The organism is Halobacillus sp. BBL2006, assembly GCF_000786645.1.
Lineage (GTDB): Bacteria > Bacillota > Bacilli > Bacillales > Halobacillaceae > Halobacillus.
The window spans coordinates 1-556 of record NZ_JRNX01000697.1; the positions used below are offsets into that span (position 1 = coordinate 1).

Sequence of the window (556 nt, forward strand, 5' to 3'; positions counted from 1 at the left end):
GTGCTTAGTTTTTTTACTTTCTTTTACATATGGAAAAATCATCAAGAGCGAAACCATTTCCAAAAAGGGGGTTCCAATCATGATGGTGGATCCGCTCAGTACTGGAGTAATTCCGTTTCCTAAAACCGGTTTAAGGTTATCCAAACTGATCTGGGGGGCAATAGATACGGTTAAGAAGACCAGTAAGAGAATCATCCATGGAACGAATATCTCTGCTGTTCTGCCGATCGCTTCAATCCCTAAATAAGTTCCACCAATAACGACGAGTAGAAAGAGAATGTGTGTGAACTGAAGCGGGGTTTCCGGAATGATTTGAGTGGTCATGAAGTCGCCGATGTTCCTTAAGACAAGAGCGGCTAAAATATAAATGAAGCATAAGTAAAAAAAGCTGATGACCCGCCCGATCCATGCACCGAACACATAGTTAGCAGCTTGAACGAACGTCTTCCCTTTTGATAATTCTCCAATCTTGTTGTAAAAGAAAATCAGAGCGAGTCCTGCTAGAATGGATAAGATTATTGATATCCATGCATCTTGCTTGGCCTGCGCTGCGAGA

1 protein-coding gene is annotated in these 556 nt (G+C 42.1%); it reads right to left on the minus strand.

Annotated elements, in window-relative coordinates; translation table 11 throughout:
• On the minus strand, positions 1-556 hold a 556-nt coding region (locus LD39_RS18490), incomplete at both ends, for an endospore germination permease (protein ID WP_035551468.1).